The 25198-nt window shown below is 59.0% G+C and carries 18 protein-coding genes and 2 pseudogenes; 13 read left to right on the top strand and 7 right to left on the bottom strand.

The genetic code is table 11. The annotated features are described in order from the left end of the window. Window positions 1-65 precede the first annotated feature (65 nt). Entirely contained in the window at window positions 66-413 is a 348-nt protein-coding gene (locus OKW41_RS25430; protein ID WP_084754269.1) for a hypothetical protein, read from the top strand. A gap of 126 nt (window positions 414-539) precedes the next feature. Here OKW41_RS25430 and OKW41_RS25425 read toward each other — a convergent pair whose 3' ends face one another. Both OKW41_RS25425 and OKW41_RS25420 read right to left on the bottom strand, forming a co-directional pair. Then, complete coding sequence (locus tag OKW41_RS25425) at window positions 540-1553, bottom strand: Gfo/Idh/MocA family protein (RefSeq protein WP_429574321.1); 1014 nt, start codon at window positions 1551-1553, stop codon at window positions 540-542. 176 nt (window positions 1554-1729) lie between these two features. Beyond that, window positions 1730-3394, bottom strand: coding sequence for an alpha-amylase family protein (locus OKW41_RS25420; protein WP_429574320.1), 1665 nt, complete (start codon window positions 3392-3394; stop codon window positions 1730-1732). A 48-nt stretch (window positions 3395-3442) separates the two neighbouring features. On the opposite strand from OKW41_RS25420, the gene OKW41_RS25415 reads away from it, so the two are divergent. Next, window positions 3443-5074: an alpha-amylase family glycosyl hydrolase gene (locus tag OKW41_RS25415; protein WP_429574319.1), complete on the top strand. Its 1632-nt coding sequence runs from the start codon at window positions 3443-3445 to the stop codon at window positions 5072-5074. 104 nt (window positions 5075-5178) lie between these two features. Here OKW41_RS25415 and OKW41_RS25410 read toward each other — a convergent pair whose 3' ends face one another. Next, the gene (locus tag OKW41_RS25410) at window positions 5179-6036 is read right to left on the bottom strand and encodes a helix-turn-helix transcriptional regulator (RefSeq protein ID WP_184023351.1); all 858 of its coding nucleotides are present in this window, start codon (window positions 6034-6036) and stop codon (window positions 5179-5181) included. A 104-nt stretch (window positions 6037-6140) separates the two neighbouring features. On the opposite strand from OKW41_RS25410, the gene OKW41_RS25405 reads away from it, so the two are divergent. Then, complete coding sequence (locus OKW41_RS25405; protein ID WP_429574318.1) at window positions 6141-7040, top strand: SDR family oxidoreductase; 900 nt, start codon at window positions 6141-6143, stop codon at window positions 7038-7040. 113 nt (window positions 7041-7153) lie between these two features. Here the strand turns inward: OKW41_RS25405 and OKW41_RS25400 are convergent, their stop codons facing one another. Continuing rightward, a complete protein-coding gene (locus tag OKW41_RS25400) occupies window positions 7154-7846 on the bottom strand; it encodes a phosphatase PAP2 family protein (RefSeq protein WP_429447342.1) in 693 nt (230 codons plus the stop codon). Window positions 7847-8150: 304 nt separating this feature from the next. Between OKW41_RS25400 and OKW41_RS25395 the strand changes: the two genes are divergently transcribed. The 3 genes from OKW41_RS25395 (at window position 8151) to OKW41_RS25385 (ending at window position 10261) form a co-directional block, all read left to right on the top strand. After that, window positions 8151-9023 (top strand): endonuclease/exonuclease/phosphatase family protein, encoded by an 873-nt coding sequence (locus OKW41_RS25395; RefSeq protein ID WP_429574317.1) that lies wholly within the window; start codon window positions 8151-8153, stop codon window positions 9021-9023. Between the two features lie 139 nt (window positions 9024-9162). Next, window positions 9163-9948 (top strand): COG4705 family protein, encoded by a 786-nt coding sequence (locus OKW41_RS25390; RefSeq protein WP_429574316.1) that lies wholly within the window; start codon window positions 9163-9165, stop codon window positions 9946-9948. 133 nt (window positions 9949-10081) lie between these two features. Next, window positions 10082-10261, top strand: coding sequence for a hypothetical protein (locus OKW41_RS25385; RefSeq protein ID WP_429574315.1), 180 nt, complete (start codon window positions 10082-10084; stop codon window positions 10259-10261). A 309-nt stretch (window positions 10262-10570) separates the two neighbouring features. On the opposite strand, the gene OKW41_RS25380 is transcribed toward OKW41_RS25385, so the two are convergent. Beyond that, window positions 10571-11755, bottom strand: coding sequence for a glycosyl hydrolase (locus OKW41_RS25380; RefSeq protein ID WP_429447350.1), 1185 nt, complete (start codon window positions 11753-11755; stop codon window positions 10571-10573). Window positions 11756-13302: 1547 nt separating this feature from the next. Then, window positions 13303-13589 (bottom strand): annotated as a pseudogene (locus OKW41_RS25375) (transposase); the annotation flags it as partial. Window positions 13590-13965: 376 nt separating this feature from the next. On the opposite strand from OKW41_RS25375, the gene OKW41_RS25370 reads away from it, so the two are divergent. The 5 genes from OKW41_RS25370 to OKW41_RS25350 all read left to right on the top strand — a co-directional run bounded on the left by OKW41_RS25370 (window position 13966) and on the right by OKW41_RS25350 (window position 20446). Further along, a complete protein-coding gene (locus tag OKW41_RS25370) occupies window positions 13966-14610 on the top strand; it encodes an SCO family protein (protein ID WP_429574314.1) in 645 nt (214 codons plus the stop codon). 17 nt (window positions 14611-14627) lie between these two features. Continuing rightward, complete coding sequence (locus tag OKW41_RS25365) at window positions 14628-16586, top strand: RICIN domain-containing protein (protein WP_429574313.1); 1959 nt, start codon at window positions 14628-14630, stop codon at window positions 16584-16586. Continuing rightward, on the top strand, window positions 16586-17020 hold the full coding sequence (locus OKW41_RS25360) for a hypothetical protein (protein ID WP_429574312.1): 435 nt from the start codon (window positions 16586-16588) through the stop codon (window positions 17018-17020). The genes OKW41_RS25365 and OKW41_RS25360 overlap by 1 nt, the downstream gene beginning before the upstream one ends. Before the next feature lie 499 nt (window positions 17021-17519). Next, on the top strand, window positions 17520-19781 hold the full coding sequence (locus OKW41_RS25355) for a polysaccharide biosynthesis tyrosine autokinase (RefSeq protein ID WP_429574311.1): 2262 nt from the start codon (window positions 17520-17522) through the stop codon (window positions 19779-19781). A 35-nt stretch (window positions 19782-19816) separates the two neighbouring features. Further along, a complete protein-coding gene (locus OKW41_RS25350) occupies window positions 19817-20446 on the top strand; it encodes a hypothetical protein (RefSeq protein WP_429574310.1) in 630 nt (209 codons plus the stop codon). Between the two features lie 545 nt (window positions 20447-20991). Here the strand turns inward: OKW41_RS25350 and OKW41_RS25345 are convergent. After that, window positions 20992-22077 (bottom strand): glycosyl hydrolase, encoded by a 1086-nt coding sequence (locus OKW41_RS25345; protein WP_429574309.1) that lies wholly within the window; start codon window positions 22075-22077, stop codon window positions 20992-20994. Window positions 22078-23325: 1248 nt separating this feature from the next. Here OKW41_RS25345 and OKW41_RS25340 point away from each other — a divergent pair. Further along, window positions 23326-23922: pseudogene (locus tag OKW41_RS25340) on the top strand (sugar transferase); the annotation flags it as partial. A gap of 105 nt (window positions 23923-24027) precedes the next feature. Beyond that, entirely contained in the window at window positions 24028-25152 is a 1125-nt protein-coding gene (locus tag OKW41_RS25335) for a glycosyltransferase (RefSeq protein WP_429574308.1), read from the top strand. Window positions 25153-25198 lie beyond the last annotated feature (46 nt).

The raw sequence follows: 25198 nt of genomic DNA, 5'->3' as shown, positions 1-25198 counted from the left end.
CACCAGATCAAGCGGGGAAGCTGATGCGAGCCTGCCGATATGTAGCGCTTTGCACCTTGCCGTTCATGATCGTCGGCTGTAACACGCCTCCGATCGCGCCGGGCAAGCCGGTCGATATCCCGACTGCCCTCGAGCAGGTTCTCCAGGGCCTGTGCAATTTCCGCAAAGATCAGGCCGGCCGGAAGCAGGATCTGGGCGCTGCAATCGACTCTATTACCGTGGAACTCGACCTGACCGTCGACGGAGCGAGAAATCCCCCGGTGGCGGTCGCGCCGGATATTCAGTTCATTCCCACGGTTAGCTATGGTCAGATCATGACGGCAAACAGAGGTAGCAGACTCGTGCTTACGCTGAAAAACACCGGCAGCGGTGCCCACGGCGGCGACTGCGATGTCACCGCGCCGGCCAGGTAGAGACCACTTTCGCTCGCCATAGCCTATGGCTTTGCGAAAGCGGCCTTTGCGACCGGAGGCATCGCGAATCAGACGACTGGGCACTTGCCGCGCGTTGAACAGCGCGGATCGCGCAAGCGTTGCACGTCAACCTTGGGCGATGCTCTCCCACGCGCCCGATTGAGCCGAGCGGAACACGGCATCGATCACCTGCATATTCGCGCGCGCATCTTCTAGCGGAATCGCCTGCGGGCCTCCACTCAGGATCGCCTCCGCGAACGTGGCGGCGGCTACGCCATATTGATCACACACCGCAAGCTCCAGCCAGCGATCAGTCGCGACACCGTCGCTATTGTGCTCACTGATTAGCAGGCGAGTCGGTCGATCGTTTGGTGCATTGAACGGAATTTCGACTTCGATTCGCCCCTTGGTACCGTGAAATTGCATCCGCTGGTACGGATAGGTCTGAGTCGAGTAAAAGAAACTCGCCTGCACGCCATCGAAGTCCATCAGCACGGAGCCGAGCCGGTCCACTTTGAAGGTCGAATCCTGCTCCACCAGCGCAACTACGCGCCGTGGCTCACGCCCGATAGTGAAGCGCGACGTCGTGATCGGATAACAACCAATATCGAGCAGACCGCCGCCACCTAGCTCGCTCTTGTTGCGGATATTGTGTTCGTTCGTGTTGTGATAGGTGAAACCGCCGGTCACTGCCCGCAATTCGCCGATCGCGCCTTCGTCGATCAAGGTCCGCACCTTCAACCATTGCGGATGCGTGCGAACCATGAACGCTTCCTGGATGTATCGGCCGTTCTTGTCGCGCGCGGCGATCAGCCGTTCAACCTGTTGAGCGTCCAGGCTGATCGGCTTCTCACACAGGACGTGCTTGCCCGCCTCGACCGATTTGATCGTCCATTCCACGTGGAGATGATTGGGTAATGGAATATAGACCGCGTCGATTTCCGGGTCCGCGAGGAGCGCCTCGTAACTATCGTATGCGACAGCCAGACCATACCTGGCCGCGGCTTCCCGCGCCTTCTCCGGAGAGCGTGACGCGATGCCTTTCACCCGACACTTCGGCGCGTTGTGCATGGGCACGACCACCTTGTCGTTGATCTTTGCGGCGCCCAAAATTCCCCAGACTATTTCATCCTTTGCCATGACATCCCTTTATTCGATTGCGTATCCGATGAGTCGAGCAGGCTGAACATTCGCGTGAGTCGACAAGTCGCGTGAGTCCGCGAACGATCAGAAGCACGCGATCGTATCAGTTTAACCGTGTCGACCCGCGATACCCGATACCCGGTCCGACCGCAGGCACGACCGCGACTCGTCAGCTAGACTTCGGTCCGCCTGAGCAGATAGCCGAGGCCGCCCACCCGATACCATCGGTAGCCGAACGGCTCGAGCACCACCGCGTGGCGGCCGCCATCGTCGGACTCGCTGTGGTCGTCGGACAGAAGATTGATCAGCGACTGTCTACCCGGTTCGTCGGAGCTTAGGCGGAATTCGACGGTACACGCTTCGGCGCGGAAATTATGCAGAAACAGCACGGAGTTGTTACGCCACTGATAACTGAGCGCGAGCACATTGTTTCGCGAGGTAGGCAGCACTTCGAAGTCCCCCCAGCTGATTTCCGGCACTTCCTTGCGCATGCGAATCATCCGCTCCGTCCAGTTGAGAAACGAATCGGGATCGCGTCGCTGCTTCGCCACGTTGACCCGCTCGAAGCCATAAGCAGCGCCGCAGATCGTCGGGACGGGCGGGTTTGAATGACTGGTGAAGCCGCCTTGCGGCTCGCCCGACCATTGCATCGGCGTGCGCGCACATTGGCGCTCGGGCCGGCGCAGGTCGTCGCCCATGCCGATTTCATCGCCGTACCGGAACACGGGTGTGCCGGGCAAACTCAACATCAGGCTGTAGGCAAGTTCAAGGCGGCGTCTGTCGCCCGACAGCATCGGCGCAAGTCTGCGGCGGATGCCGCGCCCATAAAGCTGCATGTCGGGGTCCGGAGCGAACGCGGCGAACACTGCCGCGCGCTGAGCGGGCGTCAGCCGGCCCAGATCGAGTTCGTCGTGATTGCGCAGAAACACCCCCCATTGCGCGCTCGGCGGCCGTGGCTTCGTCGCAAGGAGCGCGTCCTTCAACGGTTTCGTGTTGCCCGTCGCGAGCGTGTAGAACGTGTTTTGATTGACCCGGAAGTTGAACATCATCGGCAGGCGCTCGCCCTCGTCGCCGAAGTAGTGGAGGTCCGTTTTGGGCGGCACGTTGGCTTCGGCCAGAATGATCGCGTCGCCCTCGCGCCACTGCAGAAACTCGCGAAACGTTCGCAACATGTCATATTGCTCGACGGGGCGGCGCACCTTCGGGCCCTTCGTCGCGATGACGAAGGGCACCGCGTCCATGCGGAATCCGGAAACCCCCAGCTGGATCCAGAAGCCCATGATCTTCAGCAATTCCGCCTGCACATGCGGATTTGATGTATTCAGGTCCGGTTGAAAATCATAGAAACGATGGAAGTACCAGCGTCTCGCCCGCTTGTCGAAACTCCAGGTGGACTTCTGCACGCCCGGAAACGCGACGCCACGTTGCGAATCGGGCGGTTTGTCGTCCGACCAGACATACCAGTCGCGATACTTCGAAGCGGGATCGCTGCGTGCTTGCAGGAACCACGGATGCTGGTCGGACGTGTGATTGACCACCAGATCGATGATGACGCGCAAGCCCCGCTCGGCGCACGCATGCGTAAACTCGGCGAAATCACCGAGCGTGCCGTACTTCGGGTCGACGTTGTAATAGTCGCAAACGTCGTAACCGTTATCGCGTCCGGGCGAAGGGTGGAAGGGCATCAGCCAGATCGTCGTCATGCCAAGCCCTTGCAGGTAATCGAGCCTGCGCATCAGGCCCTGGAAGTCGCCTACGCCGTCGCCATTCGCATCCATGAAGGTGCCTACCGAGAGGCAATAAATGATCGCGTTCTTGTACCAGAGGTCATTGAGCATAGGTTCCCCGCGTAGCGCCAAAACGATCGATCGCCAAGAGGAATTGCAATGTCGGAGCTTGCGTGGTGGCAACGCGGCGTGATCTATCAGATCTATCCGCGCTCGTTTCAGGACAGTAACGGCGATGGCATCGGCGATCTACCCGGCATCAGAGCGCGCCTTGAATATGTCGCGGCGCTAGGCGTCGATGCGGTGTGGATCTCCCCCATCTACCCGTCGCCCATGGCCGACTTTGGCTATGACGTCGCGGACTACTGCAACATCGATCCGATATTCGGCACTCTGGACGGGTTCCAGCAATTGATGGGCCACGCACATCGGCTTGGGCTCAAGGTGCTGCTCGATTTCGTGCCGAACCATTCGTCGAGCCGGCATCCGTGGTTCGAGGAAAGCCGCTCGTCACGGGACGATCCGAAACGGGACTGGTATCTGTGGCGCGATCCCGCGCCCGATGGCGGGCCGCCGAACAACTGGTTGAGCCGCATGGGAGGCTCGGCGTGGGAGTGGGAGGAGATGACGGGACAGTACTACCATCACGCGTTTCTGCGGGAGCAGCCTGATCTGAACTGGAGGAACCCGCAAGTACGCCGCGCGATGGATCAAGTACTGCGATTCTGGCTGGATCGCGGGGTGGACGGCTTCCGCGTGGACGCGCTGTGGCTGTTGATCAAGGACGCGCAGTTTCGCGACAATCCACCCAATCCCGGCTATCGGCCCGGCGAGCCTGAACATCATCGGCTCTTGCAAAGTTACACGGAGGATCAGCCGGAAGTGCATGAAATCGTCCGCTCGATGCGAGCCACACTGGACGAGTACGGCGAGCGCGTGCTGATCGGCGAAATCTACCTGACTGTCCCGCAACTGGTGAAGTATTACGGCGTGAACGGCGAAGGTGTGCAACTGCCGTTCAATTTCCAGCTGCTCAACGCGAGATGGGACGCGGAGAACATCGCCCGCATGATCCGGGATTACGACATCGCGTTGCCCGAATACGGGTGGCCGAACTGGGTGCTGGGAAACCACGACAATCCGCGCGTTGCATCGCGCGTCGGCGCGGCGCAGGCGCGGGTGGCCGCTGTGCTGCTGTTGACGCTCCGGGGGACGCCGACGCTCTACTACGGCGATGAGATCGGCATGCCGGATGGCTTTATCGCGTCAGATGCGATCCAGGATCCGGCGGAACTCCGGCAACCGGGCATTTGCCAGGGGCGCGATCCCGAGCGCACGCCTATGCAATGGGATGGCTCGCTGCCGAATGCGGGCTTTACCGACGGCAAACCGTGGTTGCCGATTGCGACGACGACCAGCGTGCGCGAACAGGACGGCGACATGTCGAGCATGTTGTCGCTCTATCGGCGCCTGCTGAGCCTGCGCCGCAACAACGCCGCGCTCGTGCGGGGCACGATAGAGAACGTCGTTGCTGACGGCGACGTGCTGACCTATGAGAGGCGATACGGCAATCAACGCCTTTTCATCGCGCTGAACATGGGCGTCGAGGATGCCACCGTGCAATCGCGACCGGGCACGGTGTTGCTATCGACGGTGAGTACGCGCATCGGCGAAACCTTCGTGCAGGGCGCCAATTTGCTTGCCGCCAGCGAGGCGGTCATCGTGATTCTTACGCGAAGCTTGTCCGATGCCGTGCGGCCAACTAACGGGCCGAACGATGCAGTTCGGTAGTCGTCCCCCAAGGTGCTTCAACCTCATTGGTTTCCACGAGCAATTGCGGAGTCGCCTGAGTGCGATCCGGCGGCCGCGCTCGCGCGCTCGAGCGTCAAAGCCGATCACGCAGCGGTCAAAGGCGCGGCGCTGGCGCTCTCATCGATCGATGAAACGGTACTGCGGATGCGCGCGGCGATTCGCGCGTCGAGCGGCGTGTACACGAGCATGCTCAGGTCTGGCCGACCATCGACGGCGAACAGCGAATACTCCATTTCGATGGTCCCGAACGCAGGATGCAGCAGGCGCTTAACGTGCTGTCCTTCGCTGTGGCCGAATACCTGGTTTTCGCGCCACATGCGTTCGAAGTCCGGGCTCGCGCGACACAGATCGTCGACCAGATCGCCCACCTCGGAAGCGAGCCCCGCGCGAGCAACGTCCGCTCGGAACGTCCCCACGACGAAGCGCGCGACACTCTCCCAGTCGTGCTGTTTTGCTCGGACGGCCGGATCGCCGAACAGGAAGCGCAGGATGTTGCGCTGGCCCGGCGGCAGCGCGCTGTAGTCGGTCAGCACGACGGCTGCGGCGCGATTCCACGCGACGACGTCCCACGTCGCGGTCTTGATGATCGACGGGCTGGCGTCGAGCGAATCGAGCACGCGCTGCAAGCGTGGGTCCACTGCGTCGGTGGACCGGTAGCGCACTTCCGGGGGGCGCCCGAGGCCCAGCATGAAAAGATGTTCGCGCTCGGTATTCGTCAGCATCAGCGCCGCGCAGATCCGCTCAAGCACCGCGGCGGATGGCGCGCCGCCGCGGCCCTGCTCGAGCCACGTGTACCACGTCGAGCTGATATTCGCGCGCTGCGCCACTTCTTCCCGGCGCAATCCGGGCGTACGCCTGCGGCCCGAGAAGCCGAAGCTGGCCGGATCGAGCCGCGTGCGGCGGCTGCGCAGAAAGTCCCCGAGGGTTTGGGCGGTGTTCACTGGGATGATTAACCTGTTAGTCGCTTTACCGGGATAAGCTCACTACTTCAATAGCATAGTGAATGATCGCATAGTGCGTCGGTGGCTATTCTGGAGACTTGACCATGCGAATCTTTCTGACGGGCGCAACCGGGTTTATCGGCTCGGCTCTGGTGCCCGAACTTATCCAAGCCGGGCATCAGGTTGTCGGCATGACCCGGTCCGATCAGGGCGCGCACGCGCTCAGCGCAGCCGGTGCGGAGGTGCATCGCGGCACGCTCGAAGACACCGACAGCCTGCGCAGCGGCGCCGCGAAGGCGGACGCCGTCGTTCACCTTGCTTTCGACCACGATTTCTCGCACTTCGTGGAGAACTGCGAGAAGGACAAGCGTGCTATCGCTGCACTGGGCTCGGTGCTGGCCGGCTCGGATCGGCCGCTTCTGATCACGTCGGGCACGGGCGTCGGCAGCCGCGATAACGGGCAGCCGGCCACCGAAGACGTGTTCAACACCAGTCACCCGAACCCGCGCATCGGCTCGGAGCTGGCCGGCAACGTGCAGCTGGAGGCGGGCGTCAACGTGTCGGTGATGCGCTTGCCGCAAGTGCATAACCCGTACCGGCAAGGCCTCATCACGCCGCTCATCCAGATCGCGCGGGAGAAAGGCGTGTGCGCATATGTGGAGGAGGGACACAACCGCTGGCCGGCGGGGCATCTGTCGGATGTCGTGCGGCTGTACCGGCTCGCGATCGAGAAGGGCGAACGCGGTGCGCGCTATCACGCGGTCGGCGAAGAAGGCGTTAGCGCCCGCGAGATCGCCGAGGCGCTCGGACGCGGCCTGAAGTTGCCGGTCGTCTCGATCGCGCGCGACGAGGCGCAGGCGTACTTCGGATGGATGGCGATGTTCGCCGCGCTCGATATGCCGGCATCGAGCGCGCAGACGCAGGCGCGTTTGGGCTGGCGACCGACAGGTCCGACGCTTCTCGCGGATCTGAACGAAGCGCGCTACGTTCAGGTGTCCGCGTAGCTCTTGCTGTCGCTGTCAGCCGCCGTCGCACGAGTCAACCGAAACGAATCGACGGCCCACATTTCGCCGGCACGCAGATGCTGCTGTCCAAGGGCGGGCAACCATCGCCGCCATCATAGGTGTTTCATTACGCCACTCGCCAGCTTGCGCAGTTCGTCGAACTGCGTGACGAGCTGGAGGCACAGAATAAAGGCGAGCGTCGCTGCGGGCGCCGGGTGGCGTTCGGTCCATCGCAGCACCGGCGTCGCGTAGCGTACGCGGATCGCATCCCGCGTCATCACCAATGTAATCACGATTCCCACCGCGGCGCCCACCAGCAAATCGGTCGGATAGTGAAAGCCGAGATAGGCGCGCGGAAGGCAAATGAACAGCGCAGTATAGAGAAGCGCCAGCACGCCGACGCGCCGCGACATGAGGAAGATGCCGGTGGCGACCGCCATCCATAGCATCGCGTGATCGCTCGGGAAGGAACTCCAGTTGGTCAGCACTGCGTCCTTGATTTCGCCGCTGGCAAAGCGCAGATGCAGTTCGGTGTTGTAGACGGGGCGCACCCTGAATGGCAACCAGTGGGTCAGCAGTCTTCCGACGAAGAGCGCCACGATGCCGCTGGCAAGCGTCGCGAGAACCATTTCTCGCCGCCATTCGCGGCACTCGTCTTGCTGAAACCACATCCACCACAGCACGGGAATGAGTACGAGGCCTTTGAAGGTGTACAGGTTGTCGATGGCCTGGATGGATAGAGTCGCGAAATTACCGAAGTGTATGTTGGACAGATATGTTTCGATGGACAGATCGAGGCTATTCATTATTTTCTACAGAAATTGAGCCGGTCGCGGATGTGGGTCAGCATAATTCATCGCACGCACGGCATTTTTTGGCGCTTACTTTCACTGACAATTTTTACTGCGCAATTTCATCGCTAACTCTTAGTGACCTCGTGGACGCTCATAACAACGGGAAGCGTGTGGTTGATATGCGCTCAGCATCGGAAGTTACTTCCGTGACAGCGCTAGCGAAGGACCTCGATCTTTCCAAGTCGTCCTGTCCAGCGCTGATTCACCGCGCAGGATGCGGCGATACACTGTAGCCGGATCTTTCAAGGAGGCCGTCATGAAACTGGTCGACTGGAACATTCAGTGGGGATGCGGCGTCGACGGCCGCGTCGACATCGGACGGATCGTGCGGGAAGCACGCGCGTTGTGCGACTTCGACGTCCTGTGTCTGCAGGAAGTCACGCGCGGCTTCAACGAAGAACCGGCGGCCGGCGGACTGAAAGGCGCGCCATCGTCCGATCAGTTCGCCGAACTTGCCGCTCTGCTGCCGGAGATGACCGTGCTCGATGCGATCGGCTCCGATCTGCCCTCGTTGGGCGCGAGCCGTCATCGGCGGCAGTTCGGCAATGCCATCGCGACCCGTTTGCCGGTTCGTCAGGTGCTGCGCCATTCTCTGCCGTGGCCCGCGGACCCCGCCAAGCCGTCGATGCTGCGCGTCGCGCTCGAAGCGGTGCTCGAAGCCGACGTCGGTCCGCTTCGTGTCATCACCACGCACCTCGAGTTCTATTCGGAGAAACAGCGGCTCGCACAAGTGGCGAGACTGCGCGAGTTGCATCAGGAGGCGTGCGCTCACGCGCGCGCTCCCGCGCGTGGCGAGAAGCCGGACAGCCCGTTTGCCGATACGGCGCGCCCGGTCAGCGCGATTTTGTGCGGAGACTTCAACAGCGCATTCGAAGACACCGCCTTTTGCCGGATGCTCGAACCGATCACCGAGGCTCCGGCGTTCGTCGATGCGTGGGCCCGCGCGCACCCCGGCGAGCCGCGTGCCGCGACGGTCGGCCTATACGATCACGAGCAATGGCCCGATGGACCATTCGCGTGCGATTTCGTTTTCGTCACGGAAGACCTGGGCGCACGCATTGCATCGTGCGATGTCGATGAGCACAGCCGCTCGTCCGATCATCAGCCGATGTGGCTGGAACTGCGTTGAAGGCCCTCGGAGTTACCGCCCCGTTATTGGCGCAGGAAAATCTGACCGCGTGATTCGGCGGGATGCTTAAGGTGCTGTTAAGAGTTGCTCTGCGATGGTTGAGCCTATGTTCAAGCCACGAGAATAGTGAGCACGTCACATGAATAGCAACCCGTCGCAAACTCGCGCGCATGCAGTCAGTAAAGTCCCGCAGATCACGCTGGGCTTCTGGATCATCAAAATCGCCGCCACGACGCTTGGCGAAACGGGCGGCGATTGGGTGACCATGTCGCTCAAATTGGGTTATCTGATCGGCACCGCGATTTTTGCGGTTATTTTTATTGGGCTGGTCGCAGGGCAGATCAGGGCGGAGCGGTTCAATGCCTCGCTCTATTGGGCGACCATCGTTGCAACGACCACGCTCGGTACCACGCTGGCCGACTTCTTCGATCGTTCGGTGGGAGTCGGCTATCCGGGCGGTGTAGTCATCGTCTTCGCGCTTCTGCTTGCGAGCCTGGGCGTCTGGTACAAATCGGAAGGTACGGTGGCGGTGCAGAGCGTGACCACGCCCAAAGCCGAGTGGTTCTATTGGGTGACGATCCTCTTTTCGCAGACACTGGGTACGGCCTTGGGCGATTGGGTGGCGGGATCGGACCGAGGCGGTCTGGGGCTTGGCTATGAGTACGGCGCTTTGATCTTCGGTGGGGGGCTGCTGATCGTTGGTGCGCTTTATTACTGGTCGCGGCTGTCACGGACCGCTATATTCTGGGCGGCGTTCATCCTGACGCGTCCGCTCGGCGCGACCTTGGGGGACCTGCTCGACAAACCCATTTCTCAAGGTGGGCTCGAGATCAGCCGACTCTATGCGTCGGTGATTCTGTGTTCGTTCATGGCGCTCTGCGTGATTTTCTTACCGCAACGTCCTGCTGGGCGAGCGATGCGGTAGATGGCGCGAAGAGGCTACGAATGTTCGGGAATAGCCATTGCTTGCCCGCTTTCGCCGCGACACCGACGCGCAGAACGAGCGCGTTGATCTATCGGTAGCTCGCCCGCTCGACGTCCGTTCAATCGAGGCCGACATGAAGAATCCGTGGACGAAGAAGAACCCGTTCCTGAGCATGTGGTTAAGCGGCGCCAATACCGTCGCCAACTCAGCGCGGGTAAGAACGACAGCGGCAGCCAAACGCGCGACCTCCGCATTCTGGAGCGCCGCACTCACCTCACCGAAGCCGCAGAAAAGCAGAAAGACACGCCGCTGAGCGGACTCGTCCGCTGTCAGGCGAATATGCCGGCTGGCGTGCGCGTCCGGACGCACGGCGTGTCAGGCTCGGGCGTTTCTCGACTCCCGGGTGGCGCCGCGTTGTTTGCCGTGTCTGCTCCTTCGATTACGGCAGCGACGAGTTTGACGCAACGCATTGGCACAGTGCCAGTTCATCCTCGCGAAGCTCGGCCTCGGGAATTTCGCTGCGCGCTCAAACTGGATGCGGTCCTGTCAACTCGGCCAAAACGGAAAAACGAAGGAGCGCGATAGTCGCGCTCCGTTCATTCATGGGTTACAGCAGGCAGGCTTACTTGATCGCAGTCAGGTAAGAGCCGGACAGGAAGCGTTGCGAACGCGGAATGGTCGCCGTGTAGGCCTGAATCGCGGCTGCCAGCTGCGGACGAATCAGGTTACGGTTGTAGTCGTAGATCGAATAGCCGTCGCCTTCGCCATTGCTCGGATCGCCGTTACGCACGACATACCAGAACGCCTTTGCCACCGAACCGTTGTTCATCAGAACCTTCAACTGGTTGAATGCGGCCGTTTGTCCGGCGTCCGTACCGTTGGTGCCATTGTTCGTCTCGGTCAGCCAGATCGGCTTCGCGCCACTGCTGACGAGGTTCGACACCGTGGTCATGAATGCCTGCACCAGCATGTCGTATTCGGCGCTGCCGAAGTAGGGGTGAACGTCGACGACATCGATCGTGGTGTTCAACGGGCTGGAAGCACTCTTCGTGTTGTTACCCATTGCCTTGATGTAGTCGGTCGCCTGGATCAGCTCGTTTCCTGCGGGCGGTTGCCAGCCGTTATTCGGGTACGCCGAGTTGTAGAAGTACGAGATGCCCTGAGTGTGCAGAACCGTTTTGTAGCCCGACTGGCTTTTCGTGTTCAGGATCTGCCTGGCTTCCGAATAGAGCGTCTTGCTGCGATTCAGAATGTATCCGGAGATACCGTTCGGATCGCCGTAAGACGGGTCCGAAGCGGAGAACGACCAGTTGGTCTCATTGAACAGTTCGATGTCAGCCGTGAAGGGCAGAACGACGTCCATGAGCGAGCCGAGATACTTGGTGAACGTCGCGTCGCAGAAGTCGAGTCGCGGTGACGATGCGGTCGGCGGATTCCTGGTGGCCGGGCATTGGTATGCGCTAGACGGCGCGTACATGCCCACCTGGAACAGAATCTTCATGCCGCGCGTGCGTGCGGCGTTCAAAAGCGACTTCAGAAAGGCCACTTTGTTGGGGTCCAGCGTGCTGCCGTCGGCCAGCGTCATGAAGTCCCACGAAACGCCGAGGCGAACCGTACCCACGCCCAATCCGGCAATCAGATCCAGGTCCTTTGAGCATTCGTTCAGCGCCGTCTGATTCGCACTCCAGAGATTGCAGTTCACGTCCATTGCAAAACGGTCGTTTCCGCTTCCGGTGGGCGGCGGCTGCAGCGCCGCGAGTTGCTTGGCGGTGGCGGCGGTCGAACTCGTCTGGGAGAACGCTGGCATCGATTGCCCGCACAACAGGGCTAAAACGGCGAATAGTGAGTAGAGTCTGAGTTTCATGGCTTAGCTATAAATTGCTACTGACCGGGGATGGGCCGAGAACGTTGGAATTACGTTTGCCGATGACCATCAGTTCCTGAAGCGATGGCATACGTAACGCAAACACGTCAAACGCGTGAGTCAACGGTCGCTGACATCACGATTGAAAATGCTCTTGCACGGGATATGCGGGTTTCGTATCGATCGTCGCGAAACGGTTCAATCGCCTTGTCCCGCCCGTTGCACCGGGGCGCGGTTGTAAGGCTGACCGTTCGCCTGAACCGGCGGAGAGCCATTGTCGGGGGGCACTACGCCGTTGCTGTACGGATCTGTAGCCGCGTTCGCGACTGTGTCGGCAGGGAGGGAGTTAGCGGTCACGGACGCGGTACTGCCATCATCGCTTGTTTCACCGCCACAACCCGCAAGGCTTAGTACTCCTGCGATAAATGCAAGCGCCGAAGCAGTTCTTGCGATCTGGGGAAGCCGACGAACTGACGGTTTTAGTCTTGGAGAGAGTGTGCTGGAGAAGGACATCTGTCTATCAAGGCCGATGGAACCTGGCCGCTAAAACGAACAACGTTCGCGTGATAAGGACGTCGCCACGAAAAAATACGCAACAACACGAAGTACAACTGAATAATGATCGGCTTTTGTCAAGAGCCGCCCGCTGCCGCACTCGCGTGGGGCACTAATCGCGTTTAATCTTCAGATTTAATGCGACCTAGAAAACCACTTTTATCACTTTCAATCGGAAGATTCGGTAATTCGTCGCAAATTGTGAAGTTTTTCCAATCGAATCAAAATCGACAAGGTTTTCCCTGAGTGATCTGATGAATACGAATGATACAGAATTGGAACAAATCTCGCGCCATCGGACGTAACTAAGCGTAACAACGAACTTTGTGGTACGTGAGCCTATCGGCAACGCGTCCCTCCTCCCTTCCCACGCGTATCCAGACGCGTTCTCACGCCCGAATTCGAGATTCACAAAACAACAAAAAAACCGTTACAAAATTGTTACTAGTCGCTTTTAGACAGTCGGGCACTTTAATTTCCGCCAATGTATGGTTCCTATCGGGAGGGCTTGGGACCTAATTAAATGCTAATTAAATGTTTCGGTATGGTTTTAGAAAGAAAATAATGCTGCCGAGGTATTTATATGGGCCGCACCGGTTGCATCAAATAAATCGCGGAATGCGAATTTTGCCACGGTTTGACTTTGTGCTTCGGAACAAGGAGACGGCCGGGAGCCAGGGGCGCGGAACCTGCATATCATCGCCAGCGAAACGCGCGCAATGGCTCGCCGTGGTCGCGGCGAAACTCGAAGCCACCGGAACACCGGCGCTGCTTGCTATTCGCCAGCGCGGACTTGCCATCGTGCCGATGCTGAGGGCTTGTTGGGCAACCCCTTCGTTATAGGAGCAGGGTTTGGCAGTTCGGTAACGGTCAGCCGAGTCTCTTCGGCCAGACCGACCTGGTCCGCCTGCCTAACGCGTGTTGCCGCCACGTTTGAGCGCGCAATCCATTTTCGAGACTTCGGCCATTTCCGCCGCCTCACGACGAGTCTCGTTGCCCATGTTTTTCTTGCTCGGCGAGAACTGCAGTTCTCTGATTTGCCCGATCACGGACTGCCGTCCTGATACTGCTTGCGCCAGTGAAGCACCTGGTTCGGATTGAAGCACTGCTGGTGTGCAACCATCGACACCGACTTGCCCGGCTCAAAACGCTCTCGCGCCATCGTTAGCTTTTCATTGGCTGACCATCGCCTCCGGCGCTCCGGCTCCGTCAGCGCCTTCATCGCTTATTGCCGCCTGTTAGTCCGAAACGCAGGTGTATGCCTGGCTGCTGTTTTAAGCGGGAGATCTTGGTCGGTGATTCAGTGGGCTGCTCCAGATTTGCAGGACGACATAGGGTTTTGCTCGGGCTTTCTAAAACACCCAGTTTTTGAAGTTTCATTGTTATGTGGCCGACCTCACAAAGCGGAGCAACTCGCGGGCCTGACGCTGTCATTTTCCGGAAGGTTCTCTGCTACGCTCCCGAATACCGTTGATTCGCAATTAGAAAGAGAACGTAGCCGTCGCGCGACTCGTGCGCATTATCGCGCGGGTAACACGCAATAAGAGATGGCGACGAATGGTTCTGCGAGCCATTACACGTTGCAGGAGATCATAGTCATGTTCCATCAACACGCGCCGACTCGCGCGGCGTTGCGTGCGTGCGCGCCGGTCCGAAGTCCGGGACGCCGCGCGCTGCTGCGTGGCATATCGGCCGCGGCGTTAGCCGGCGTTTCTTTTCCGCTATACGCGCAGCACGCAAGCATAGGACTCGTCACACCGCCCATTCGTCTCGACGACTTCTGGGTGGTCGATCAAAGCGGCCAGAAACAGTTGCTAACCGACCTGTTGCGTCAGAAAGTGACTGCGTTGCAGACGATTTACACAGGATGCAGTTCAGTTTGTCCTTTGCAGGGTGTGCTGTTCAGCACCGTTCAGCAACGGATATCGCAGTTACAGCACCGCTACCCCGTTCAGTTGGTGTCGATCGGAATCGATCCGCTTTCCGACTCGCCGCCCGCGCTGCACGCATGGCTCATGCGCTTCCAGGCCGGACCCGAATGGCGGGCGGCCACGCCGACGTTGCAGGACGTCGACCGGATGCGCAAAGCGCTTTCGGGCAGCACCCTGCCACTCGGCAACATTGCCGATCACTCGACCCAAATCTACTGCTTCGACGCGAACGCAATGTTGCGCTGGCGAAGTGATGACCTGCCTCGCGCGGATCAAGTTTGCGATGTACTGGGCGCATTAGGGCGTGTGTAACCTATTGGACTGAGGCTATGTCAAAAAACCGATCGTTTAGGATCCTTTCGCAATTGTTCGACAGGTGCGTGAAAGCGTTGCTGCCAATCTCATTCATGGCGGCGCTTTCGATGTTCTGCACAGTTGCCGACGCGCAGACATCGAGCACGCTCACCGTCAACGGCACGACCTTGTGCGCCGATGTGAACGCCGAATCGAAGACGCCTGGCGCCTCGGTTATCGAGTGGACGTGCAATGGCGGGTATAACCAGCACTGGACACTGACGCAGAACAACGGGCTTTATCAGTTCGTCAACGTCAACAGCAACCTTTGCCTCGACATCTACGGTGTCAGCACGGACGCCGGCGCTGGGGCGGACCAGTGGACCTGCAATGGCCAGGCGAATCAAAGCTTTCAGCTGATCCCGCAAGGTGGCGGCTTTGCAATCGTCGCGTCGCAGAGTCACCTGTGTCTGGCTGTTGCCAGCCTCACGGCGCAGGGCTCGCAGATAACGCAGCAGCCTTGCAGCGGAGCCGCTCCGCAGACGTGGCAGATCAGCGGCATGACCGCGAAAACATTGCCGGCGAAGTGGACTACACCCTATAACCTGTCGATCGTGCCGGCAGCTGCGGCGAATCTGCCCGATGGCACCGTGGTAGTGTGGTCCTCCGACAAGAAGCTGGACTTTACGTCTGGCGAAGTGACCCCCGGCAACACATACACCGCAATCTTTAACCCGACTACCGGCACGAGCAAACAGGTTCTCGTGACGAATACCGGCCACGATATGTTCTGCCCGGGCATCGTCAATCTTCCGGATGGCCGTATTTACGTCACTGGTGGCTCGAGCAGCGACGCGACGAGTTTCTACACGCCTTCGACCGGAAAATGGTCGTCGGGTCCTCTAATGACTATTCCGCGCGCCTACCACGGCAGCGTAACGTTGAGCAATGGCAACGTATTCCTGGTGGGCGGCTCGTGGAACGGAGGCGAGGGCGGCAAGACCGGCGAAACCTGGTCACCGAGTACGGGTTGGCAGGTCAATAGCGCCATTCTCGCCGACTACATCCTCACGAATGACGCGGCTGGCATTTTCCGCTCCGACAATCATGCATGGCTGTTTGCGGTGGCAAATGGGCGAGTCTTCCACGCCGGTCCGAGCGTTGCCATGCACTGGTTCGATACCGCCGGCGCGGGCAGCGTGACGCCTGCCGGCAACCGGGGCAGCGATACCGATGCGATGAACGGCAACGCCGTTATGTACGATATCGGCAAGATCCTGGCTGTAGGCGGTGCGCCGAGCTACGAGTATTCCAACGCGACTGCGGACGCCACGCTAATCGACATCAGCAGCGGCACCGCGGTGACGCAAACGCTTACGCCGATGAATTACCGCCGCGCCTTTAACACCAGCGTGGTCTTGCCGAACGGTCAGGTGGTAGTCCTGGGTGGAGAGGCGTTCCCGGTAACGTTTTCGGACGACACCGCCGTGCTGGCGCCAGAGTTGTGGGACCCTACCACCAAGACTTTCTCGGTGCTCCCGCCGCAAGCCGTGCCGCGTAACTATCACAGCATCGCACTTCTGTTGTCGGACGGTCGAGTACTGAGTGGTGGCGGTGGACTGTGCGGAAGCTGCTCGACAAATCATACGAACCTCGAAATACTGACGCCGCCGTACCTGCTCAACGCGGACGGCTCGGCGGCAACACGACCGACCCTCACAGCCGCGCCCACTACGGCACAGCTCGGTACATCGATCGCCGTAACGGGCAGCAGTGGCATCACGGCCTTTGCGTTGATGCGCATGTCTTCGTCGACCCACGCGGTCAACAACGAGCAGCGGCGGGTACCCGTAACTTTCACGGTAGGAACGGCGGGCGAATATCTGATCAATATTCCTTCCGATCCGGGTGTCGTCGTGCCTGGCTACTACATGCTGTTTGGCCTGAACGCGAAGGGCGTGCCGAGCGTTTCGCGCACGGTGCAGATCCAGTGATGGCGGTACGGTCACGGCAAACCGCGGCGCGTGCGCTGGCGCTGGCGCTGGCGAACATCACGTATGTCGCGCATGGCGCGCCGCTTTGTGAGTCGAACGATCTCGGGTGTTCGATCTTCAACGGGCAGCATTCGGTTGAGGCGCAATTGCGCGACGACGATCGTCTGTTGCCTGGTTCGACCACGCGTTGCGCGAACTGCCATTCGCAAACCGGCTCGGGCGACGCATTCGCGCCACCCTTGACCGCCGGCAACCTGTTTCCTGCGAAGAGTCGAAGGGCCGGTCCGGCGAGCAGTTACGATCAGGCAACGTTCTGCAGGGCGCTGAGGGAAGGCATCGACCCAGTCAACGTGATGTTGCGCAAAGCCATGCCTCACTACCGGATATCCGAGACCGAGTGTTCGGCGCTCTGGCATTTCGTGACGAAGCGCTAGCACCGTTGCGTGCGGTTGCGCGAATTCGGCGCCGTTTGCTCCACCAGCTTTGTCGGTGTTTTCACGCTATACGAGCGCTTGTTCGAAATGATCGAAATAGCGACATCGCAATTGCGCATGACCCCGTTGGGGCGAAAGACGCGAATGTGCGGCAGCGTACGGAGGTGCGGCAAGCCGTCAGATAGGCTGCGATGACGTCTGCTATGAATAACTCGATTTCTGTTTGCTGGCGCAATACATCGGATGCGGAAAAATTAGAAGTCTGCGCCAGACCCGGCGGAAGTCCCTTTTAAACGATAAGACGATTTATTTCGAGCACGCGGCGGGGTGTAGATCATAGGGATTTGCTCTCCGGGTGCGTTGCGAGCAGGACTGACGTACTCGGCCTGTGCGTCCGATTTCAGCCGTCCCGTGACGAAAAGCGAGATCTGGCAATGCCGCATCGCCTGCACATTAAATCGAGCTTCCACCCTTTTCGCACACCCGCCCTGGGGTTTCGATGAATCAGAACTCTCTGCTTACGAATGCTGCCGTGCTCCGGAATAACGATGTAAGTCTTTCGCGTTATTTCGACGTTCTATTGGCCAACCGTTGGCTGGTCGGTGGAATCGCCGGCAGTGTGCTCGCCCTGGGCGTGGCCTACGCGTTTATCGCGCCGTCGGTGTACCAGGCCGATATTCTCGTGCAGGTTGAAGACAGCATTCCGACCAACAATTCAAAAAGCCCGCTGGGCGACGTCTCCAGCATGTTCGACGTCAAAACAGAGGCGACGGCTGAAATGGAAATCCTGCAGTCGAGAATGGTGGTCGGAAAAGCCGTCGACGATCTGCACCTCGACGTCAGCGCAAAGCCCAGGCGCTTTCCATTGATCGGAGACTGGTTGGGCCGGCAAGCCAGGAGTCTTTCCGAGCCAGGTATCTTTGGATTTGGCGGATATGCATGGGGCGATGAAGCGATCAAGGTGTCCAGTTTCGACGTCCCGGAAGCATTCGAAGGCGAGAAGTTCGTTCTGACGGTTCTGGAGGGCGAACGCTACCGGCTGGAGCAGTCGGATCTCAGCGAGCCGATCGAGGGTCGCGTGGGCAAAAAGCTCGACACGAAACTGCCCGATGGCGCGATCACGCTGCAGGTCGATTCGCTGAACGCAAAGCCGGGCACGCAATTCATTCTGGAGAGACAGTCGCGCGAAAAGACGGTGGAAAGCCTGCAAAACCGGCTGACGGTCTCGCAGAAGGGTAAGGACAGCGGCATCATCGGCGCGTCGCTGATGGGCTCTGAGCGGTTGCTGACGGCCAGCACGCTCGCCGAAATCGGCAATGCGTATGTTGAGCAGAATCTGAAGCGCAAGGCGGCGGAAGCCGAGAAGTCGCTTGCGTTCCTGAGCGAGCAGCTGCCGCAACTCAAGAGCGACCTCGAGCGCGCCGAGGGACGCTATAACGACATGCGCAACCGCATGGGCGTGTTCAATCTGAGTGAGCAGGGCAAGGCCTATCTGGATCAAAGCGTAGCCACGCAGCGCAGCCTGCTCGAACTGAAGCAGAAGCGCGCGGAGATGGGCGCGATCTACGCGCCGGGTCACCCCGCGATCCAGGCGATCGATCAGCAGATCGGCATGCTGAGCAGCAAGATCGGCAGCTTGTCGCAGCAGGAACAGGCGTTGCCGGACCTGGAGCAGAATGCGGTGCGCCTGACCCGTGACATGAACGTGAACAACGAGCTTTACGTCGGCATGCTGAACAACATGCAACAGCTCAGACTGGTTCGCGCCGGCAAGGTTGGAACGGTGCGGTTGATCGATAACCCGGTGGTGCCGAAAGAGCCGATCAAGCCGAACAAGCTTCTGGTGATTATCTATGCTGCGTTGGGCGGCCTGATTCTGGGCGTGGGTGCGGCGTTCGGGCGTACGGCGCTGTATCGGGGCGTGACCGACGCGCAGGAGATCGAGGAGCAAACGGGCCTGAACGTCTATGCGAGCGTGCCGCTGTCGCAGGCGAAAGTCGCGCGAATCGGCAAGACGCCGAAGCTGCCCGCTGGCGAGAAGTTCCTGCTGGCGAGCGAGTTTCCGCGCGACCCGTCGATTGAAAGCCTGCGCCGACTCAGAACCGCGCTTCATTTTGCCATGCTGGAATCGGAATCGGGCGACAATCGCGTGCTGCTGACGGGGCCGACGGAACAGGTGGGCAAGTCGTTCCTTTCGGCGAATCTGGCGGCGGTCGTATCGGCGGCCGGCAAGCGGGTGTTGCTGATCGACGCGGACCTGCGCAAAGGTCATCTCGAGCAATACTTTGGTCTCGACTCGACCCCCGGTCTGGCTGACTATCTGACGTCGGAGGTGACGTCCGACCCGGTGATCATGCGTGACGTGCGCCCGGGCCTCGACTTCGTTGCGCGCGGAGCGATACCGGAGAACCCGGCCGAGCTTCTGGTGAGCGAACGCATGCAGCAATTCCTCGCGAAGACGAGCGAATACGATATCGTGCTGATCGACACGCCGCCGGTGCTCGCCGTATCCGACGCGACCGCGCTTGCGGATAGCTGCGGCACCGTGCTGCTGGTGACCCGCTTCGAGACCACTTCCATTGCGCAGGTGGTGGAGGCCACCAAGCAGCTCAAGCAGGCGAATGCCCGCGTGAAGGGCGTGATCTTCAACGCGATCGATACGGATGTCTATCGCTATAGTCTGGGCGCGCGCGCAGACCTCTATCGCAGTGCTTCCTATCTCGATGCACTGCCGGCCAGTGGAGAGACAAAGAAAGACTAGCCTTCACGGCGCGAGGGCCGTCGTCACGAATGGCGATGAAAGATCGGCCGACTTTCGCGTGGATGATTGGCGGATATCAAAGACTCATTCGTCAGTGTCGCTGGAATTGTACTGAGTCAGGTGCTCAATTTCGTTTCGATTCTATTGATCGGGAAGTTCTGCGGGCCGACGGCTCTCGGGTACTTTTTATCCGCTCGTTAATCGGCTTGCGTCTGGAGGTTGCGTGCATGGCGGCGGACAAGGCGCAAGCCGTGCGTGCAATGACGAGTTCCAGCGCCGTCGCCATACCGATCGGCCCGCGCCTGGTGGCCACGATCATTTCCGGCCCCTCCGATTCGATTCCGGTGATCGCCTTCGCATTCAGCGTGTTTCTGCAACAGACGCTGGGTGAAGCGCTGACCAGCGAAAGGGAATACACGAAGATCGCCACGGTCCGTTTCTTACCGATCACTGCGTTCGCCGGGCACTTGATCTGCCTGATGGCGCTTTGGAAAGCTGAGCGCACGGGCACCGGCGTCTTCATCTATGGCGGGATCTTTCCGACCTCTCTGTTTGTGCCGGCCGGCGGCTGCCATTTTGATGCTGATGGTATTCGTCCATCGCGACGCCGGCATCTTCGCGCTCTCCTACCGCGTCGGCTATTTACGTACGTCACGGGCTTCTGAACCCGCGCGCCCGCCGGCGATGCAATGCGGTTGCCATTCTGGAGTTTGGCGCCGAAAGCGTGGCTAAACCCGTGGTATAGTGAGTTCGATTATTAGGTCGGCATCCATCCGCAAGCGGGACACTGCGCCCTTGTCAATCTCTGCCGGACTTTGGATTGCCTTCATCACACTGTCCGGTGCCGCTAGGGAAGATCTCAAGCCATAGCTACGCCACCGATGACATCGTGCTGTTCAACTTCTCAAAAATTCGATGTGGTCGTAAAGGGAGTGGAAGATGGTAAATTTCTTGACGCATGCCGCCTGTCTGCTGATCGGCGTGGCGATTGGGGTCTTCGCGTGCGCGCTTTGCGTTGCGCGCGCGAGAGGATCAAAGGAGGATAATTAGTCTCATCGCTCTCTTATGATTCATCCGTCATTGCGGATGTCCGCTGCCTGCCTCCTCTTTGCAACACCATCAAGCACGTTGGAGCAGGGCAGAACAGCAAAATGACGCAAACGCCGGAGTCGGCGTTCGCGTTCATCTCGTCGATTGCAATTAGACGCCTTCACTTGACCGGGGTCAGGTAGGGACCCGATAGGAATCGCTGCGATCGCGGGATGCTCGCGGTGTAGGCCCGAATAGCGGCTGCAAGCTGCGGACAAATCAGGTTACGGTTGTAATCGTAGATTGAGTAGCCGTCGCCTTCCCCGTTGCTCGGATCGCCGTTTCGCACGACATACCAGAATGCCTTTGCCACCGAACCGTTGTCCATCAGCACCTTCAACTGATTGAATGCCGCGAGTTGTCCGGCGTCCGTACGGGTCGTCCCGTTGTTGGTTTCCGTGATCCAGATCGGCTTGGGACCGCTAGCAACCAGAGTCGAAACGGTCGTCTTGAACGACTGCATCAGCGTTTGGTAGTCGGCGCTGCTGAAGTAGGGGTGAACGTCGACGACATCGATCTCGACGTTCAACGGACTGGAAGCACTCTTTGTGTTGTTACCCATTGCCTTGATGTAGTCGGTCGCCTGGATCAGCTCGCTGCCCGCGGGCGGTTGCCAGCCGTTATTCGGGTACGCCGAGTTGTAGAAGTACGAGATGCCCTGAGTGTGCAGAACCGTTTTGTAGCCCGACTGGCTTTTCGTGTTCAGGATCTGCCTGGCTTCCGAATAGAGCGTCTTGCTGCGATTCAGAATGTAGCCATGGATACCGTTCGGATCGCCGTAAGACGGGTCCGAAGCGGAGAACGACCAGTTGGTCTCATTGAACAGTTCGATGTCAGCCGTAAAGGGCAGAACGACGTCCATGAGCGAGCCGAGATACTTCGTGAACGTCGCGTCGCAGAAGTCGAGTCGCGGTGACGATGCGGTCGGCGGATTCCTGGTGGCCGGGCATTGGTATGCGCTAGACGGCGCGTACATGCCCACCTGGAACAGAATCTTCATGCCACGCGTGCGTGCGGCGTTCAGAAGCGACTTCAGAAAGGCCACTTTGTTGGGGTCCAGCGTGCTGCCGTCGGCCAGCGTCATGAAGTCCCACGAAACGCCGAGGCGAACCGTACCCACGCCCAATCCGGCAATCAGATCCAGGTCCTTTGAGCATTCGCTCAGCGCCGTCTGATCCGCACTCCAGAGATTGCAGTTCACGTCCATTGCAAAACGGTCGTTTCCGCTTCCGGTGGGCGGCGGCTGCAGCGCCACGAGTTGCTGAGCAGTGGCGGTAGTCGCGTTCGTTGTCTTGGCGCGACCGTTCTTCGCGAAGGCCGACATCGGCTGCCCACACAAAAGTGTTAAGACGGCGAATAAAAAGAAAGGTGTGAGTTTCATTTCTCAACTATAAATGCTGTCGCCTGGAAGTGGTCCGAAAACGTCAAAGTTAAGTGTGCCGATGAACATCAATTGTTGAAGCGACCGCATTGACGGCACGGATATGTCGAACACTCGCATCGAATACCGTGTCGACGTCAGAGTCCGGCTGCTGAGCGGCAATGTCTGACTGTGAGACCGTTACGCGCATTTTCGCCATGCGCTCAGAGACGGCATCAGTCCCAGCTGAAGTTTGTTGTGTGACGCAATGTCTCACTATCAGATTTCCGACGCCGGTTGCGCCACGCTTGTCGGCATATCACGAAGTCTTCGCGTCGAACTCCGCAATGAGCGAATCGTCCGATCATGTACGGGAACGCACATCGATTCGTAGTGCCGAGCCGGGATACTTGCGACTTCGATGTGCAGCGCGAGTCATCACATAGACCTTGCCGCGGTCAGTCATTACACAAATTGTTCCTTCATCAAATTTTCTCTTTTTTCTTCATTGAACGCGCAAATAAGGTCTATGTGGAGATGAAAACTGTCGTCTCTTTTTAGACAAATTCGAAATCACGAGCTTTGGAAAGAACGGTTAAACATCTGATAAAAGTATGCGTCTGACGTGATCGCTTTGTCATGATATTTACGAGTGACACCTGGCGACAAGACCAATCAAAGAACGAAGCCATAATTCGAATTCTGCGTATTTGATTGGCAGAAGAGCTGTCGGTGCGCCTGATAAAGGCGACCTGTCGCGATCGAACTGTACGATGGCGGGACTTTATGCGCTATTGCTAACATTCGGTCTTTGAGTGAGATGTTACGCTCGTCGTGACTCATCAGTGAATCAATGAAATTAGCGTAACTAAACGATTCACTTCCACACCGGAATCTGTTTTGCAAGCGCAGGGTGCCTACGCCGGCATCGTTCCCCACGAGTTTCCGAACTGAGGAGATAGTATGTTCGAATCCAACGCCACCGCGGATCCGAAACTGGAAGAGGCGAGCCTTGAGGCGAATTCAAAACAGGTCGCCGTGGATGACTCGAACCCGCAAAGCGAGAACATCTTCGTCGCAAGGTGGGACGACGCAGTGAAGAGAACGATGGACGTTTGCGGGGCGTCGGTTCTACTCATCCTGCTCTTCCCGGTTCTTCTGATAATTGCGCTGGCAGTCATGAGCGATCACGGAAACGCGGTATACGGTCATCCGAGAATTGGCCGAGGAGGACGTACTTTCAAGTGTCTGAAGTTCCGCTCCATGGTCAAGAACTCGGATGAAGTTCTCGCCAAACTGCTCTCAACCGATCCGCAGGCTCGTGCGGAGTGGGACCGGGATTTCAAGCTTAAAAACGATATTCGCGTGACGCCGGTTGGCCGCATTCTGCGCAAGACGAGCCTCGATGAGTTGCCGCAACTATGGAACGTGCTGCGCGGCGATATGAGCCTGGTGGGACCCCGTCCTATCGTGCAGAAGGAGCTGGTGCGATATGGCCGCGATGTTCGTTACTACCTCGCGCTGAAGCCGGGAATGACAGGCTTATGGCAGGTCAGCGGCCGCAACGATGTGGACTATCCCACGCGGGTTTCGCTCGATGTTAAATACGCAATGAACCGCTCGCTGACATTCGATATGTCGATTCTTCTGAGAACCGTCAAAGTGGTGTTCGCGAAAGACGGCGCCTACTGAGCCGGCTGAGGTCCTTTTCCTGTCGTAGATTGCATGTCGTCCCGATCGCCGTGACCGATCGGGGATGTGTTCCGCTATTGCTGCGCAACTCACGAGAAACATGTTATGAGAGTGGTCCACGTAATCGAATCGACTGCTACAGGAACGCTTGCAGTTGTGAGCACGCTTGCGACGCGCCTCGCCAAGGAAGGTCACGAGGTGTATGTGATCTATTCAGAGCGCGAGGAAACACCGAAGAATTTGCGCGCGATGTTTCACTCTGACGTCGTCCTGCAGCATCTGCAGATGAAAGGGCCATCATTGGCACGGATCATGTCTGTCTTGCGCCAACAACTCATCGAATTGAACCCGGATATCGTCCATCTGCACTCGTCATTCGCAGGTTTCCTTGGACGAATGTCGACCTTGTTTGCGTTGCCGTCAACGGCGCTTCTTTATAGCCCGCACTGCATCTCTTTCGTACGGCGAGACATAGGCAGGTTGAAGCGATACTGTTTCGCCGCGTTGGAGTTGCTTGCGTGTGTGAAGAACTGCACATACGTTGGCTGCTCCGAGAGTGAATGCGCCGCTATTCGCCGCTATCTTCGGCGAGATGCAGTACTGGTCGAGAACGCGATCGATCGGGCTGTCAGTGTCCAGGGCACCAATCGTTTGGAAAGCGCCGAAAAAGTCGGATCGACGAAAAGGCGAAAAATTGTGACTGTCGGCGGCATTCGTGTGCAAAAGAATCCGCGGTTGTTCGCGGAGATTGCACGCTCGTTTGATCGGGACGGCGTCGAGTTCGTATGGATCGGCGACGGCGACGCAGATCTCAGGAGGGCGCTCGAGGACGTCGGCGTGCGCGTGACCGGTTGGCTTACGCGTGCTGAAGTAATCGCGGCTGTGGCGCAAGCGGATATTTATTTGTCGACAGCTTCCTGGGAGGGAATGCCGATTTCTCTGATTGAGGCAATGACGCTCGGCACACCCGTTGTGGCGTCAGATTGTCCCGGCAATATAGACACCATTCGTCACAATTCGACCGGCGTTCTTTATCGGACGGCTGCGGAAGCGACTTCGCTGATCGTGAAGTTGATAGCCGAGGATAAATTTCGTGAAGGTTTATTGCGGCGCGCGCAGGAGGAAGCGCGCAACAGATTCAGTGAAGATCGTTTCTTCAACAACATCGCGCTGCTTTATTCGGCCCAGTTGAGAAGCATTCGCCAGGGCCGTTCGGTGCTGAGCGAGTGACTACGTGAAGCTGCGCGGCGGGGCTTAGCGAGATTTTCCGGCGAAG

Source organism: Paraburkholderia sp. UCT70 (assembly GCF_050434085.1).
Classification (GTDB): Bacteria; Pseudomonadota; Gammaproteobacteria; order Burkholderiales; family Burkholderiaceae; genus Paraburkholderia; species Paraburkholderia tuberum.
This window is presented reverse-complemented; position numbering and strand designations above follow the sequence as displayed.

Excerpts from the sequence above, each read along its gene's own strand:
- OKW41_RS25420 (WP_429574320.1), bottom strand. The coding sequence starts at position 3,394 with ATGCTCAATGACCTCTGGTACAAGAACGCGATCATTTATTGCCTCTCG.
- OKW41_RS25405 (WP_429574318.1), top strand. The coding sequence starts at position 6,141 with ATGCGAATCTTTCTGACGGGCGCAACCGGGTTTATCGGCTCGGCTCTG.
- OKW41_RS25425 (WP_429574321.1), bottom strand. The coding sequence starts at position 1,553 with ATGGCAAAGGATGAAATAGTCTGGGGAATTTTGGGCGCCGCAAAGATC.
- OKW41_RS25415 (WP_429574319.1), top strand. The coding sequence starts at position 3,443 with ATGTCGGAGCTTGCGTGGTGGCAACGCGGCGTGATCTATCAGATCTAT.
- OKW41_RS25335 (WP_429574308.1), top strand. The coding sequence starts at position 24,028 with ATGAGAGTGGTCCACGTAATCGAATCGACTGCTACAGGAACGCTTGCA.
- OKW41_RS25395 (WP_429574317.1), top strand. The coding sequence starts at position 8,151 with ATGAAACTGGTCGACTGGAACATTCAGTGGGGATGCGGCGTCGACGGC.
- OKW41_RS25345 (WP_429574309.1), bottom strand. The coding sequence starts at position 22,077 with ATGGACGTGAACTGCAATCTCTGGAGTGCGGATCAGACGGCGCTGAGC.
- OKW41_RS25385 (WP_429574315.1), top strand. The coding sequence starts at position 10,082 with ATGAAGAATCCGTGGACGAAGAAGAACCCGTTCCTGAGCATGTGGTTA.
- OKW41_RS25430 (WP_084754269.1), top strand. The coding sequence starts at position 66 with ATGATCGTCGGCTGTAACACGCCTCCGATCGCGCCGGGCAAGCCGGTC.
- OKW41_RS25355 (WP_429574311.1), top strand. The coding sequence starts at position 17,520 with ATGAATCAGAACTCTCTGCTTACGAATGCTGCCGTGCTCCGGAATAAC.
- OKW41_RS25360 (WP_429574312.1), top strand. The coding sequence starts at position 16,586 with ATGGCGGTACGGTCACGGCAAACCGCGGCGCGTGCGCTGGCGCTGGCG.
- OKW41_RS25400 (WP_429447342.1), bottom strand. The coding sequence starts at position 7,846 with ATGAATAGCCTCGATCTGTCCATCGAAACATATCTGTCCAACATACAC.
- OKW41_RS25380 (WP_429447350.1), bottom strand. The coding sequence starts at position 11,755 with ATGCCAGCGTTCTCCCAGACGAGTTCGACCGCCGCCACCGCCAAGCAA.
- OKW41_RS25350 (WP_429574310.1), top strand. The coding sequence starts at position 19,817 with ATGAAAGATCGGCCGACTTTCGCGTGGATGATTGGCGGATATCAAAGA.
- OKW41_RS25390 (WP_429574316.1), top strand. The coding sequence starts at position 9,163 with ATGAATAGCAACCCGTCGCAAACTCGCGCGCATGCAGTCAGTAAAGTC.
- OKW41_RS25365 (WP_429574313.1), top strand. The coding sequence starts at position 14,628 with ATGTCAAAAAACCGATCGTTTAGGATCCTTTCGCAATTGTTCGACAGG.
- OKW41_RS25370 (WP_429574314.1), top strand. The coding sequence starts at position 13,966 with ATGTTCCATCAACACGCGCCGACTCGCGCGGCGTTGCGTGCGTGCGCG.